This window comes from Thermoanaerobaculia bacterium (assembly GCA_035260525.1).
Taxonomy (GTDB): Bacteria; Acidobacteriota; Thermoanaerobaculia; order UBA5066; family DATFVB01; genus DATFVB01.
Genome location: DATFVB010000252.1, coordinates 1 through 15403, shown reverse-complemented (window position 1 = coordinate 15403; position 15403 = coordinate 1). Strand labels below are relative to the sequence as shown.

The 15403-nt window shown below is 68.6% G+C and carries 7 protein-coding genes; 6 read left to right on the top strand and 1 reads right to left on the bottom strand.

Features of this window, described 5'->3' with window-relative positions:
• From VKH46_12460 to VKH46_12435, 6 genes are all read left to right on the top strand, one after another.
• Positions 1–1942, top strand: a 1942-nt coding sequence (locus VKH46_12460; protein ID HKB71650.1) for a protein kinase family protein, incomplete at its 5' end; no start/stop codon positions are given.
• Positions 1943–2196: 254 nt separating this feature from the next.
• Entirely contained in the window at positions 2197–4689 is a 2493-nt protein-coding gene (locus VKH46_12455) for a protein kinase (protein ID HKB71649.1), read from the top strand.
• A gap of 280 nt (positions 4690–4969) precedes the next feature.
• Positions 4970–7558, top strand: a complete 2589-nt coding sequence (locus tag VKH46_12450) for a protein kinase (GenBank protein ID HKB71648.1) — start codon at positions 4970–4972, stop codon at positions 7556–7558.
• A 22-nt stretch (positions 7559–7580) separates the two neighbouring features.
• Entirely contained in the window at positions 7581–10172 is a 2592-nt protein-coding gene (locus VKH46_12445) for a protein kinase (GenBank protein HKB71647.1), read from the top strand.
• Positions 10169–12007: a DUF885 domain-containing protein gene (locus VKH46_12440; GenBank protein HKB71646.1), complete on the top strand. Its 1839-nt coding sequence runs from the start codon at positions 10169–10171 to the stop codon at positions 12005–12007. The genes VKH46_12445 and VKH46_12440 overlap by 4 nt, the downstream gene beginning before the upstream one ends.
• Positions 12008–12083: 76 nt before the next feature.
• A complete protein-coding gene (locus VKH46_12435; GenBank protein ID HKB71645.1) occupies positions 12084–14672 on the top strand; it encodes a protein kinase in 2589 nt (862 codons plus the stop codon).
• Positions 14673–14784: 112 nt separating this feature from the next.
• On the opposite strand, the gene VKH46_12430 is transcribed toward VKH46_12435, so the two are convergent.
• Positions 14785–15403: outer membrane protein transport protein (locus VKH46_12430; GenBank protein HKB71644.1), on the bottom strand; the 619-nt coding region annotated here is incomplete at its 5' end.

Below are 15403 nucleotides of genomic sequence, written 5' to 3'. Positions count from 1 at the left end.
GGTCGGCTACATGTCGCCGGAGCAGGCGAGCGGGAAATCGGTCGACTTCCACTCCGACCAGTTCTCCCTTGGGACGATCCTCTACGAGATGGCGGCCGGGAAGAAGGCGTTCCGGCGGGACACCGCTGCCGAGATTCTCGTGGCGATCATCCGCGACGAGCCCGAGCCGCTCGGCCCCGCCAGCCCGAAGCTTCCGCCGCCGCTCCGGTGGATCATCGAACGCTGCCTGAACAAGGACCCCGAACAGCGCTACGCGTCGACCCGCGATCTCGCGCGCGACCTCGCGATCCTGCGCGAGCACCTCCCGGAAGCCACGTCGTCGGGCGAGATGCGCGCGCCCGACCTCGAGGCGGCGTCGGCGACCGCGCCCGCCTTCCAGCGGCTCTCGTTCCAGCGCGGGACGATCCTTTCCGCGCGCTTCGCCCCCGACGGGCGGACGGTGATCTACGGCGCCTCGTGGGACGGCAACCCGACGCGGCTCTTCTCGACGCGGCCGGAGAGTCCCGAGTCCTCCGCGCTGATGCTCCCCGACTGCGAGATCCTCGCGATCTCCGGGAGCGGCCTCATGGCGGTGTCGCTCGACCGGCACTGGGCGGGACGGTTCATCTGGAGCGGGACGCTCGCGCAGGTCTCGATGCTCGGCGGAGCGCCGCGCGAGATCCTCGAGGACGTGCAATGGGCCGACTGGGGACCCGACGGGACGACCCTCGCCGCCGTGCGAAACGTCTCCGGGAGGCACCAGATCGAATACCCGATCGGAAAGGTCCTCTACCAGACGGCCGGCTGGATCAGCCACCCGCGCGTCTCGCCCGACGGGCGCGCGGTCGCGTTCCTCGATCACCCGGCGCAGGGCAACGACGCGGGATCCGTTCGGATCGTGGACGCCGAAGGCAAGGTCCGGGTCCTCTCCTCGGACTGGATCACGGCGTACGGCCTCGCGTGGGCGCACCACGGCCGGGAGGTCTGGTTCACCGCGACCCGGACCGGCGTCGCGCGCGCGATCTGGGCGGTGACGCTTTCGGGAGAGGAGCGGCTCCTGCTGCGCACTCCCGGCGAGCTCACGATCCAGGACGTGTCGAAGGACGGCGGCGTCCTCGTCACGAGCGACAACGGCAAGGTCGGCATCGTCGGGCTCCCGCCCGGCCACGACAAGGAGCGCGATCTGTCGCTGCTCGACTGGTCGCGCGTCTGCGACCTTTCTCCCGACGGGAAAACCGTCCTCTTCGACGAATCGGGCGAGGGAAGCGGCGCCAACGGCGGCGTCTTCATCCGACGGACCGACGGCTCCCCGGCGATCCGCCTGGGCGACGGACGGGCCGAGGCGTTCTCTCCGGACGGAAAATGGGTGGCGTCGCTCTCGCTCCGAGGAAACGCGAGCATCCTTCCGGTGAAGGCGGGCACCTCCCGGACGATCGCCCATCCGGGACTCGCGGTGCACGCCGCCCGCTGGACGCCCGACGGGAAGAAGCTCATCCTCCTCGCCAACGAAGTCGACGGCGGGCTTCGGCTCTTCGTGCACGAGCTCGACGAGAAGCCGCCGCGGCCGATCACCCCCGAGGGATGCGCTCCCGGCTTCCTGCCGGTGTCCTCCGACGGAAAGTACGTCGTCGTGCAGGGTCCCGACCAGGTATTCTCGATGTACGCGATCGAAGGCGACGAACCCCCCCAGCCGATCCCGATCCTGACGGCCGACGACCGGCCGATCCGGTGGACCCCGATGGGGAACTCGCTCTACGTGTTCCGCCGCGGCGAGCTGCCGGCCCAGATCATGCGGCTCGATCTCGCGACGGGCCGGAAGGAGCGGGTGCTCGAGCTGATGGCTCCCGATCCCGCCGGCGTCGTCGAGATCGTCTCCGTGCGGCTCACACCCGACGCCGCGTCGTACGCGTACAGCTATCACCGCATATTGTCCGACCTTCTGCTGATCGAAGGGCTGAAGTAGAGGGATTTGGCGATGCATCGAGCCGGGCGGGCGCGTAGCGTCCGCGAGACCCTGCGACGTACGTTTTGGCTCTGTCATTCCCGCGAAAGCGGGAATCCACATCTTTCTCGTCAGGCTGGGTTCCCGCTTTCGCGGGGACGACCGCCTTGCCGTCGCCTCACCGGGATCTCGCGGCCGTCCCGCATCCCGCCGGGCTCGCGCCTCGCCAAACTTGAAGTCTGCACGGCGGCATTTCGGCCGTCGGGAGCCCTTCGATGAGTCTGGCCGCCGGGACGAAGCTCGGTCCCTACGAGATCCTCTCCCCCCTCGGCGCCGGCGGCATGGGAGAGGTCTACCGCGCGCGCGACACGCGGCTCGGGCGCGAGGTCGCCGTCAAGGTCCTCGCGGCGGGCACGACCGACAGCGCGGAACGCACGCTGCGGTTCGAGCGGGAGGCGCGCGCCGCTTCGGCTCTCAACCATCCGAACATCGTCACGATCCACGACATCGGAGAAGAGAAGGGGACGACGTACATCGCCATGGAGCTCGTCGACGGCACAACGCTTCGCGAGGGCGCGGCCGGCGCTCTCCCCCCGAAGAAGATCCTCGACATCGCCGTTCAGATCGCCGACGGGCTCGCCAAAGCCCATGCCGCCGGAATCGTTCACCGGGACCTGAAACCCGAGAACGTCATGATCTCGAAGGACGGTTACGTCAAGATCCTCGACTTCGGGCTCGCCAAGCTCGTCGAGGCGAAAGCGGGAGACGGCTCGGATCTCCCGACCTCAGCGCCCACCGCCACCCGCGAGGGTATGGTCATGGGAACGGTCGGGTACATGTCGCCGGAGCAGGCCTCCGGACTCGCCGTCGATTTCCGCTCCGACCAGTTTTCGTTCGGCGCGATCCTCTACGAGGTCGCGACCGGCCGCCGCGCGTTCCAGCGCAACACCGCCGCCGAGACGCTGACGGCGATCATCCGGGAGGAGCCCGCCGCGATCGAGCAAGCGAACCCCAGGGCGCCCGCTCCCCTGCGCTGGATCATCGAACGCTGTCTGGAAAAAGATCCCGAAGAGCGGTACGCGTCGACGAAGGACCTCGCCCGGGATCTCGCCCGGCTGCGGCAGCGCCTGCCGGAAGCCACGAGCTCGGGAGAGACCCCCGCGATCGCCGCGCCGCGCGACGCCGAAGCGGTCCGGAACTTCCAGCGGCTCTCCTTTCGCCGGGGGACGGTGCTCTCGGCGCGCTTCGCGCCCGACGCCCAGACGGTCATCTACGGAGCGGCCTGGGAAGGGAGCCCTTTCCGCCTCTTCTCGACGCGCCGCGAAAGCCCCGAGTCGAGCGCGCTGATGCTCCCCGACGCCGAGATTCTCTCGATCTCCTCGACCGGGATGATGGCGATCTCGCTCGACCGGCACTGGGCGGGCCGCTTCATGTGGACGGGCACGCTCGCCCAGGTCTCGATCCTCGGCGGCGCTCCGCGCGAGATCGAGGACGACGTCCAGGGGGCCGACTGGGGCCCGGACGGCGAGCTCGCGATCGTTCGGACGGTATCCGGCAAGCACCGCCTCGAGTACCCGATCAACACGGTTCTCTACGAGACGGCCGGGTGGATCAGCCATGCGCGCGTCTCGCCCGACGGCGAGCGCGTCGCGTTCCTCGACCATCCCGTCCCGGGCGACGACGGCGGCTCCGTCGTGATCGTGGATCGGAGCGGCCAGACGTCGGTCCTCTCGGCGGGATGGATCACCGCGTACGGTCTCGCGTGGCCCAGGCACGGGCGGGAAGTCTGGTTCACCGCCACGCGGGCCGGCGTCGCGCGCGCGATCTGGGCCGTGAGCCTTTCCGGGCAGGAGCGCCTTCTCCTTCGCGCCCTCTCGGAGCTCACGATCCAGGACGTTTCGGGAGACGGGCGCATCCTCATCACGAGCGACAACGGAAAGGTCGGGATCATCGGCCAGCCGCCGGGGCAAAGCCACGAGAAGGATCTCTCGCTCCTCGACTGGTCGCGGATGCGCGACCTGTCGGCGGACGGAAAGATGCTCCTCTTCGACGAGACGGGCGAGGGCGGAGGCGCCAACGGCGCGGTCTATCTCCGCAAGGCGGACGGCTCCCCCGCCGTGCGCCTCGGAGACGGCCTCGCCAAGCAGATCTCGCCCGACGGAAAGTGGGTCCTCTCGGTCACGCTGACACCGTCGCGCCGGATCGTCCTCCTTCCGGTTCGCACCGGAAAACTGCGGGAGATCGACTCCCACGGAATCACCCCCCACGAGGCGATCTGGACGCCGACTCCGGGCCGGATCCTCGTGACCGGAAACGAGCCGGGCCGCGGCGGCCGGCTCTACGTGCAGGACCTGGACGGAGGTCCTCCGACGGCGATCACTCCGGAAGGAATGGGCGAGGGTCTCGGCCCGATCTCCCCCGATGGAAAGTGGGTCGTCGCGCAGGGAGTCGACCACGCGTTCTACCTCTATCCGCTGGAGGGCGGCGAGCCGAAAGCGATCCCGGGGCTCTCGCCCGACGATCGCCCGATCTGCTGGACGCCCGTCGGACAGGATCTCTACGTTTTCCGGCGGGGCACGCTTCCCAGCCCGGTTTTTCTCCTCGAGCTCGCGACGGGCCGCAAGCAGCCGATCAAGGAGCTGATGCCTCCCGATTCGGCGGGCGTGGTCGAGATCATCTCCGTCCACGTGACGCCGGACGCGGCCTCCTACGCGTACAGCTATCACCGGATACTTTCGGACCTGTTCCTCGTCGAGGGAATCTCATGAGCGAGTTTCGCGATCCATCGAGCGATACGGGCGGGTGCCGCCCGCGCCGCCTTTTTCTCTGTCATTCCCGCGGAAGCGGGAATCCAGCAGGTTCACGAGCAGGCTGGGTCCCCGCTCCCCGCTTTCGCGGGGACAAGCTTCGCGGGACGACCGCCTCGCGGTCGCCTCACCGGGACGTCGCGGGCGACCCCCATCCCGTCTCGCTCGCGCCTCGCGAAACCTCGAAGTGGATCGTCCTGTCCGGAACCTTCCATGAATTCGGCGAAACGCGAGGTCTGCGATGGCACTGAACGCCGGAACGAAACTCGGTCCCTACGAAATCGTTTCACCGCTCGGAGCCGGGGGCATGGGAGAGGTCTACCGGGCGCGGGACGCGCGGCTTGGACGCGACGTCGCGATCAAGGTTCTCCCGGCGGAGTTTTCGACCGACGCGCAGCGACGATCGCGATTCGAGCAGGAGGCGCGCGCCGCGTCGGCGTTGAACCACCCGAACATCATCGGCGTCTACGACATCGGGACGTCCGACGCGCACGTCTGGGTCGCCATGGAGCTCGTGGAAGGTCGGACGCTCCGCGACATGATCGAGAGCGGTCGAATTCCCCCGAGCCGGACCCTCGAGATCGGCGCGCAGATCGCCGACGGTCTCGCCCGGGCCCACGCGGCCGGGATCGTGCACCGCGATTTGAAGCCCGAGAACGTCATGATCTCGAAGGACGGATTCGTCAAGATCCTCGACTTCGGGCTCGCGAAGCTGACGACCGCGACGGACGGAAACGTGTCGGACCTTCCGACGGCGGCGCCGCGCACCGACGCCGGGACGATCATGGGCACGGCCGGCTACATGTCCCCCGAACAGGCGCTCGGGCGATCGGTGGACTTTCGGTCCGACCAGTTCTCTTTCGGAACGATCCTGTATGAGATGGCGACCGGCAAGAGCCCTTTTCTGCGCGATTCGGCGCCGCAGACCCTGACCGCGATCATCGAGGACGACCCCGAGCCGATTGGAACGCTCAGCCCCAGGACGCCGCCCCCCCTGCGCTGGATCGTCGACCGGTGCCTCGCCAAGGAGCCGGACGACCGCTACGCGTCGACGCGCGATCTCGCGCGCGACTTGAAGAGCATCCGCGATCATCTTTCCGAAGCGTCGTCGTCGGACGCCGCCGGCCCCGCGGAACCCCGCCGGAGGCCGCGCGCGTCCCGGGGGTATCTCGCGGGCGCCGCCGCGCTGGCCGTCTTCCTCGCGGCCGGCGCGGGTCTCGCCGGATATCGGCTTCGGAAATCGAGCGCTCCGGTCTTTCACCGGCTCACGTACCGCCGCGGAACGATCAGGGCCGCGCGGTTCGCGCCTGGAGGCGCGTCGGTCGTCTACTCGGCGGCGTGGGAAGGCGATCCGATCCACATCTTCACGGTCCGCCCGGACAACTCCGAATCGATCCCCCTCCCCGCGCCGGACGCGATTCTCTTCTCCGTCTCCTCCACCGGCGAGATGGCGATCGGCCTCCGGCCGGCGTTCTACAGCGGCTTCGTCTGGAAGACGACGCTCGCCCGCGTTCCGCTCTCCGGCGGAACGCCGCGCGAGGTTCTCGAGGACGTGGACGCGGCGGACTGGTCCCCGGATGGGTCGACGATCGCCGTGAGCCACCTGGTCGGCGGCAAGTCCCTGCTCGAGTATCCGATCGGCAAGGTCCTCTACTCGACGAGCGGCTGGATCAGCCATCTCCGCGTGTCGCCGCGGGGCGACCGCGTCGCTTTCCTAGATCATCCGATCCGGAACGACGACGGGGGCGCGGTCACGGTCGTCGACGCCGGCGGCCGACGGACGGTCCTCTCGAAGGGCTGGACGACGGCGGAGGGACTCGCCTGGTCCCGCGACGGGTCGGAGGTCTGGTTCTCGGCGACGCGGGAGAACGCGGCGAGGGCCGTCTATGCCGTTTCGCTCTCCGGAAAGGAGCGTCTGGTCCTTCCGACTCCGCGCACGCTCACGCTCGACGACATCGCGGCGGACGGCAGGCTCCTGATGTCAGAGGACGACGAACGGATGGTCGTCCGGGCGCTGCCGCCAGGCGGGAAGGAGGACCACGAGCTCTCCTACCTCGACTGGACGCTCGTTCGGGACCTCTCGGCGGACGGCAAGACCCTGCTCTTCGACGAGAGCGGGGAGGGAGGCGGTCCGACGTTCAGCGTCTTCCTTCGGAACACCGAGACGGCATCGGTCGTGCGGCTCGGAGCCGGCTCCGCCGTGGCGCTCTCTCCGGACGGCCAGTGGGTCCTCTCGAGCAGCTTCGACAACACGCAGCTCATGCTCCTCCCGGCGCGCGCCGGTCAGCCGCGGACGCTCACGACACCGTCGCTCAGGTACGGCGGCATCGGCAGCTTCTTTCCGAAGGGGAACAGGATCGTCGTCGCCGCCCAGGAGGGAAACCGGGGCTTTCGGCTCTACGTGCAGGACCTCGCCGGGGGCAAGCCGCAGGCCGTCAGCCCGGAGGGAGTCGGTTCGAGCCTCACGCCGGTCTCCCCCGACGGCGCGTGGATCGCGACGAAGACCGCCGACGACCGCGTCTATCTCTTCCCGTCGAGCGGAAGCGGCGCCGGGCGGGAGGTCCCCGGGAGCGAGCCGGGCGACTGGCCGATCCGCTTCACCGCCGATGGCCGCGGGCTGTACGTCTTCCAGCGCGGCCAGTTCCCCTGCGATCTCCTGCGAGTCGATCTCGCGACCGGACGGAGGGAACGCGTATTCACTTTCAAGGCGCCGGAGGCCGCCGGGCTCGCGTCAATCAATCGCGCGCTCGTCACACCGGACGGGCGCTCCTACGCCTACTCTTATCTCCGGACGCTTTCGGACCTCTTTGCCGTGGAAAACGTCAAATGAAACGCAGCGAGAGGATCGCGCCATGAGTCTCCCGGCCGGAACGAAACTCGGTCCCTACGAAATCCTGTCTCCCCTGGGCGCCGGAGGCATGGGGGAGGTCTACCGCGCCCGCGACGCGCGGCTCGGGCGCGAGGTCGCCGTCAAAGTGCTCCCGCCCGACTTCGCCACGGATTCGCAGCGGCGCTCGCGGTTCGAGCAGGAGGCGCGGGCCGCGTCGGCGCTCAACCATCCGAACATCGTCACGGTCCACGACGTCGGCTCGGCGGAGGGCCACCTCTACGTCGCGATGGAGCTCGTCGAAGGGCGATCGCTCCGCGAGATCCTGGAAGCGTCGCGCCTTCCGGTCAGCCGCTGCCTCGACGTCGGCACGCAGATCGCCGAAGGGCTCGCCCGGGCGCATTCCGCTGGAATCGTCCACCGGGACCTGAAGCCCGAAAACGTGATGCTCACGAAGGACGGGATCGTCAAGATCCTCGACTTCGGCCTCGCGAAGATCACGAGGACGATGGGGGGCGACGTCTCCGAGATGCCGACGGCCGCGCCGCTGGCGACGGATGCCGGAACCGTCATGGGGACCGTCGGCTACATGTCGCCCGAGCAGGCCGCGGGCAGGCCGGTCGATTACCGGTCCGACCAGTTCTCGGTCGGGACGATCCTGTACGAGATGGCCGCCGGAAAGAAGCCGTTCCAGCGCGACACGGCCCCCCAGACGATGAGCGCGATCATCGGGGAGGACCCGGAGCCGATCGCATCCGTCAATCCGAGAGTCCCGCCGCCGCTGCGCTGGATCGTCGACCGCTGCCTCGCCAAGGAACCGGAGTCCCGCTACGCCTCGACGACCGACCTCGCGCGAGAGCTCAAGAGCCTGCGCGACCATCTTTCGGAGGCCACGTCGACGGCGGTTTCCGCCGGCGTTCCCGCGGCGAAGGCGAGGCGCACGCCGGTTGGAGCGATCGCCGCGGCGTTCGTCGTGGTCGCCGCCGCCGCGGCCCTCCTCTCGAATCGGCTGACGTTGAAGGCCCATCCCGTCGAAGCCGCGCCGATCTTCCATCGCCTCACCTTCGGTCACGGGACGATCTGGGGCGCGCGGTTCGCGCCCGACGGCGGGACGATCGTGTACTCGGCGGCGTGGAGCGGCGACAGGCCGCGCCTCTACTCGGTACGCCAGGACAATCTCTTCTCGAGCGCGCTGCCGCTCCCGCCGGCGCTTCTCTTCGGCATGTCTTCGCAGAGCGAGCTCGCGATCGGGCGGGCCCCGGTGTTCCAGACGACGCTCCTCCTGACCGGCACGCTCGCCCGCTCGCCGCTGTCGGGAGGAGCGCCGCGCGACCTCGAAGAGAAAGTCGGATTCGCCGACTGGGCGCCGGACGGGCAGTCGCTCGCCGTCGGCCGTGACATCGGCGGAAGGTTCGGGCTTTTCTATCCGGAAGACCATCTCCTGTACGAGAGCGCCGGCTGGATCAGCAGCGTGCGTTTCTCTCCCGACGGGAAGCAGATCGCGTTCCTCGATCATCCTCCTTCCGGCGACGGCGGCAACGTCATGCTGGCGGCCGCCGACGGGAAGGAGAAGCCGCGCGCGATCGCGAAGGATTTCGTGAGCGTCATGGGCCTCGCCTGGCGGCCCGACGGCGGGGAGATCTGGGTGACCGGGACGACCTCGGGAAACACGCGGTATCTCATCGCGATCACGCTTTCGGGGCGGCAGCGCACAGTCTATCGGGTGCCGGCAACGTTCACCATCTACGATCTCCGCAAAGACGGCCGGGCGCTCATCACCGAGGACGATTATCGGAGCTCGTCCTTCGGGGGCGGCAACGGAGGGCCCGAACGCGACCTCTCCGCCCTCGACTGGGCGTCACCCGGCGGCATCTCGCGCGACGGTTCCCTCGTGAGCTTCGACGAAAGCGGAGAGGGCGGCGGCGACAAGGGGACCGTCTACGTCCGGAAGACGGACGGCTCGCCGCCGGTCCTCATCGGGCCGGGAGCGTCGGGTGGCATCTCTTCCGATGGAACGATGGTCGCGGGAATCGCGCCGGACGGCTCGGCGATCTCGATCTATCCGACCGGCGCCGGCAAGTCGAAGACCTTCCCGCTTCCCATGATCGGCTCCCGTTCGCAATTCGTCTCCGGCGACAAGGCGCTCTGCTTCTTCGGCGTCGAGAAGGGGCACGGGCCGAGGCTGTATCTCCTCGATCTCGCGACGGGAAAGACGCGAGCGATATCGGACGAAGGCATTCCGTCCGTGTCTTTCACGCCCGCGTCTCCGGATGGCCGATCGGTTCTTGGCCTGACTCGCGACCGGGTCCTCACCAGCTATTCGATCGACGGCGGACCGCCCCGTTCGATCAACGGAACGGAACGGGGAGACTACCCCGCCGGCTGGAGCGCCGACGGCGGAAGCGTGTGGGTCTATCGCCGCGGCGAAAACCCCTCGCGGGTGTTCAAGATCGATCTCGCGACCGGCAAGCGCACGCTCTGGAAGGAGATCTCTCCCCCCGACCCCGGCGGCATCACGGGGATCGCGCCGGTCATCGTCGCGCCGAACGGCAACGAGTACGTCTACAGCGCGACGCGGATCCTGTCGACGCTGTATCTCGTGGAGGGTTTGAAGTGATTCGATCGCTGATCGCCAAAGGCGTGGGCGCCGCGGCGCTCCTGATGGCCGTGACGGCGGCCGTCAAACCTCCGGCCGCACCGAAAGACCCCTCCGCTCGCCTGCACGACGTCTTCGATCGCGAATGGAAGTGGCGGCTCGCGGACAACCCCCTCTTCGCGACGTCGGTCGGCGTCCACGATTTCGACGCGAAGCTCCCGGAGGTCGCGCCCAAGGACGAGGAGCGGCGGGCGCTCGCGACCCGAAAGTTCCTCGGCGAGCTGAAGGCGATCCCGACCGCTTCGCTCTCCGTCGACGACCGGACGAACGCGGAGATCTTCGGCGATCAGCTGACGAACCGTCTCCTGTCGTTCCAGTACCGCGAGTACGAGATCCCGATCACCGCCGACTGGGGGTTCCACACCGAGCTCACGCGTCTTCCCGAGACGATGCCGTTCGACTCGGTCAAGGCCTACGAGAACTACGTCGCGCGCCTCAACGCGATGCCCCGCTACGTCGACGAGCAGATCGCGGACATGCGCGAGGGGCTCGCCCGCGGCATGACGATCCCGAAGGTCGTCCTCGCGGGAATCGACCAAACGATCCTTCCGCACGTCGTCTCCGACGCCGAAAAGAGCGTCTGGTGGAAGCCGTTCGCGCGTTTTCCGGATTCCGTTCCCGCCGCGGACCGGGCCCGCCTCGCCGCCGCGGGGAAGAAGGCGATCCTCGATTCCGCCGCGCTGGCGTTCCGAAAGCTCGCCGAATTCCTCGACCGTGAATACGTCCCGCACGCGCGGACGACGATCGCCGCGTCGGCGCTGCCGGGCGGACGCGCCTACTACGACTTCGCGATCCGCCGTTTCACGACGCTCCCGATGACCGCCGACGAGGTCCACCGGATCGGACTCTCCGAAGTCGACCGCATCCAGAAGGAAATGGATGCCGTCATCCGGCAAACCGGGTTCAAGGGGGACTTCAAGGCCTTTCTCGAGTTCCTGCGCACGGACCCGCGCTTCTACGCAAAGACTCCGGAAGAGCTCCTGAAGGACGCCGCATGGATCTGCAAGCGCATGGACGGCAAGCTCCCGTCGCTCTTCAAGACGCTGCCGCGGCTCCCGTACGGCGTCGCCCCGGTTCCGCCCGAGATCGCTCCGAAGTTCACGGGCGGGCGCTACATCGAAGCGCCCGTCGGCTCGACGCAGCCCGGGTACTTCTGGGTGAACACCTACCAGCTCGACCACCGTCCGCTCTATACGCTGGAGGCGCTCGCGCTGCACGAGTCGGTGCCGGGCCACCACCTCCAGATCGCCCTCTCGCAGGAGCTGAAGGACCTGCCGAACTTCCGGCGGTATTCCTACATCTCGGCCTTCGGCGAGGGCTGGGGGCTCTACTGCGAGAAGCTCGGGCTCGAGGCGGGCTTCTACACCGACCCGTACAGCAATTTCGGGCGGCTCACCTACGAGATGTGGCGCGCCTGCCGCCTCGTCGTCGACACGGGGATCCACGCGATGGGGTGGACGCGGCAGCAGGCGATCGACTATCTCGCCTCGCACACGGCGCTCTCGCTCCACGAGGTCGAAACCGAGATCGACCGCTACATCGGGTGGCCCGGACAGGCGGTCTCCTACAAGATCGGCGAGCTGAAGATCGAGAAGCTCCGCAAGAAGGCCGAGGCGGCGCTCGGCCCGAAGTTCGACGTCCGCGAGTTCCACGACGCGGTGCTCCTCCACGGCGCCGTCCCGCTCCCCGTCCTGGACGAGCAGATCGACCATTACATCGCGGCGAAACGGTCTTCGGCGCCGGCCCTCTCCGGGCTTCTTCCCGACGCATCCGCGTCTCCGGCGGTGAAGCGATGAGCCTCTCGGCCGATTGCTTCGGAACGGCGGGTCCGGCTGCGCGCGTCCGACGATGGCGTACTATTCCGGCCGCTGCATGACGCTCGCGTCCGGCACCCGGCTCGGCCCCTATGAGGTCATTTCCCCAATCGGCGCGGGTGGGATGGGGGAAGTCTATAAGGCGCGCGACACGCGGCTCGGCCGCGAGGTCGCTGTCAAGGTCCTTCCCGCGGAGTTCTCCGCGGACCGCGAGCGGCGCGCGCGCTTCGAGCAGGAGGCGCGGGCCGCGTCCGCCCTGAACCATCCGAACATCGTGTCCGTTTACGACGTCGGCTCCGCCGACGAGCACCTCTTCGTCGCGATGGAGCTCGTCGAGGGAAAGACGCTCCGCGAGATGCTGGAATCCGGCCGCCTGCCCGCGAGCCGCACGCTCGACGTCGGCGTCCAGGTCGCCGAAGGGCTCGCTCGCGCCCACGGCGCCGGCATCGTCCACCGGGACCTCAAGCCCGAGAACGTGATGATCGGCAAGGACGGATTCGTCAAGATCCTCGATTTCGGCCTCGCGAAGCTCTCCGCCCCGATCGACGGAGGCGGCTCCGACCTTCCGACGGCGGCGCCGCGAGGAACGGATCCCGGGACGATCATGGGAACGGTCGGCTACATGTCGCCCGAGCAGGCGGCCGGGCGCGCCGTCGATTTCCGATCCGACCAGTTCTCGCTCGGAACGATCCTCTACGAGATGGCGACGGGCAAGCGCCCGTTCCAGCGGGACAGCGCCCCGCAGACGCTCACGGCGATCATCCAGGACGATCCGGAACCGCTGGGGACGTTGAATCCCCGGACCCCGGCGCCTCTCCGCTGGGCCGTCGAGCGCTGCCTCGCCAAGGACCCCGAGGACCGGTTCGCCTCGACGAAGGACCTCGCGCGGGACTTGAAGAGCCTGCGCGACCATCTGTCGGAGGCATCGCAGGTATCGGGCGAAAGCGCGGCCGGCGCGTCCCGGACCCGGCGCGTCCCCGCGGCGTTCTTCGCGGCCGCCGCCGTGCTCGCGCTCGTCGTCGGCGCCGCCGCCGCGATCGTCGCCCGCAAGACCGCGCCGCATCGCGTTCCCGTCTTTCACCGGCTCACGTTCGAGCGGGGCACGATCGGCGGCGCGCGCTTCGCCCCGGATGGACAGCTCGTCATCTACAGCGCCGGCTGGAACGGCGCGAAGTCGAAGATCTTCTCGACCCGGGCCACGGGTCCGGGATCGAGCGCTCTCGCCGTTCCGGACGCGCTTCTCTTCTCGATCTCTCCCTCCAACGAGCTCGCGATCGGCCTCGACGCGAAGCTCCAGAACTCCTTTCAGCCGTCCGGCACGCTCGCGCGCGTGTCCGTTTCCGGCGGGACTCCGCGGGAGCTCCTCGAGAACGTCGCCGAGGCGGAGTGGTCGCCCGACGGCTTGCAGCTCGCGGTCGTCCACAACGTCGCCGGAAAAGCTCGGCTCGAGTACCCGATCGGAAAGACGCTGTACGAGACCGGCGGATGGGTGGGGCACATCCGGTTCTCTCCCGACGGGAAGTCGATCGCGTTCCTCGACCACCCCGCGTCTTCCGACGGTGGAACCGTCTCGATCATCGACTCCGGCGGAGGGAAGAAGCGCGACCTGTCGGGAGGATGGCTCTCACTCGAAGGACTCGCGTGGCGTCCCGACGGCGAAGAAGTCCTCTTCTCGGGGACGAAGACGGGGGTGGCCTGGAAGATCTACGGCGTCGCTCCCGGCGGTCAGGAGCGCTTCATCCTATCGGCCCCGGCCGGGATACTCATCCGCGACATCGCCAGGGACGGCCGGATGCTCGTCACGCAGGACGACTGGCGCGGGGGAATTTCGGCGCTCGTCCCGGGCGACGCGAAGGAAAAGGACCTTTCGAACCTCGACTACTCGCTCGTCCGCGACATCAGCCCCGACGGCTCCCTCATCACGCTCGACGAGTCGGGCGAGGGCGGCGGCGAGCAGGGGCAGGTATACATGCGCGCGACGGACGGAACTCCCGCGGTCCGTCTCGGCGCGGGGAGCGGAGGCTCCCTCTCGGCCGACCGGAAATGGGTCGCGTCGACCAACGCCGACGGCACGGCGATCGAGCTCTTCCCGACCGGCCCCGGCCAGTCGCAGCAGCTCGCGTGCAAGGGGATGAACTGCTATTTTCCCGCGTTCTTCCCGGACGGGAAGCGGATCGCTTTCCTGGGTGTCGAAGCGGGGCGCGGCCCGAAGATCTTCGTGACCGGCGCCGATGCGATGAATCCGCGGGCGATCTCTCCGGAGGGGGTCGCTTTCACGACGGTGTTCGCCGTTTCTCCCGACGGGAAGAGCATCGCCGCCCTCGGCGTGGACGCGAAGCCGGCGATCTTTCCGGTCGACGGCGGGCCGCCGAGGACGATTCCAGGAACCGAAGTGCTCGACATCCCCATGCGCTGGACACCCGACGGAGGATCCGTCTATATCTCGCGCGCCGACGGTCCCCGGACCGTTCTTTCGAAAGTGGACGTCTCGACGGGACGGCGCACGACGGTCCGGGAAGTCACGGCGTCCGACCCCGCGGGAGTCCAGGGAATCCTGCGCGTCTATCCGACTCCCGACGCCCGCGGCTACGCGTACAGCTACGTCCGCGTGCTCTCGACGCTCTTCGAGGTCGAGGGCGTCCGGTAACGGCGACACGGCTCCCCCACAGACGCGGACCCTCACCTGCCGCGAGTACGCGCCATCCTTTCCCGACGGGAGAGGTCATTCGGAGGCTCGCTTCGCTCACGGCTCCATGCGCTCAGAATTTCAACGTCGCCGAAAGCCCCACGTTGTTGATGTTCCAGTCGGAGTGGCCGACGTAGCTCCCGGCGGTCGGATCGAAGACGTCGATCTTCGCCTCGTCGGTGAAGAGGTGGACGTAGAAGAAGTCGACATCCAGCTTTTCCGACGCCCGGTACGTGAAGCCGGCCGATACCCATTCATGGTTCGCTTCGGGCACCCGCGGCTCGCGCGTGTGAGCGACGACCGGGGTCTGCTCGTAGGCGGCGCCCGCCCGGAGCGTGAGCCGCTCTCCCGCGCGATACCGCGCGCCGAGGCTCCATCTCCACACGTCGCGCCAGTCGAACGGCTGCGCGATGCGGGGCTGGTTCGGGTTGTCGAAGTCGATCGTGATGCGCCGGAGCGCGCTCCACTGCGTCCACGTCGCGTCCGCGAGGATCGCGAGCTTCGCCGAGACGACCTGGTCCGCCGAGAGCGACACGGAGGCAGGCATCGGTAGCGGGGCGTCGGCGTTCGTGTTCCGGAAGACCGCGCCGTTGCCGGTCAGCGGCGCGGCGTCCTCCGGCACCCGGAAATGCGCCGAGCCCGAGATGTCGTGGACGGTCTTCGAATGGAACGCGAGTCCGATCTTCGTCGAC